Annotated in this window: 1 protein-coding gene; it reads right to left on the bottom strand. The window is 64.8% G+C overall.

Going from position 1 to position 432, the window contains the following annotated elements:
- The coding region (locus ABFY71_RS19430) for a methyl-accepting chemotaxis protein (RefSeq protein ID WP_347947380.1) at window positions 1–432 on the bottom strand (432 nt) is incomplete at both ends.

The raw sequence follows: 432 nt of genomic DNA, 5'->3' as shown, positions 1-432 counted from the left end.
TGACCTCGCTGGCCGATTGCTCGATCAGCACTTTGACATCAGCCGAGGCCGACGCTGCCGATTGTGCCAGCCGCCGCACTTCCACCGCCACCACGGCAAAGCCCTTGCCGGCGTCGCCGGCCCGCGCCGCTTCCACCGAGGCGTTCAGCGCCAGGAGATTGGTCTGGAAGGCGATGTCATCGATCAAACCGATAATGTTGGAGATCTTGCCCGAGCTCTCGGTGATCCTTGTCATGGCCTCGGTCGCCTGGCCCATCACCTGCCCGCCCTCTTCGGCGGTACGCGTCACGTTCGATGCCGCCGAGCTGGCGTCATGGGCCCGTTCAGCATTGGCCAGTACCGTGGTCGCCAACTGTTCCATGCTTGCCGACGTCTCCTCAATGGTCGCCGCCTGCCGCGTGGTCCGCTCGCTCAGATCATTGGCCCCGCTGA

Source organism: Devosia alba (assembly GCF_039938915.1).
Classification (GTDB): domain Bacteria; phylum Pseudomonadota; class Alphaproteobacteria; order Rhizobiales; family Devosiaceae; genus Devosia; species Devosia alba.
Note: the sequence above shows the minus strand (reverse complement) of the source record. Positions and strands in the feature narration are given on the sequence as shown.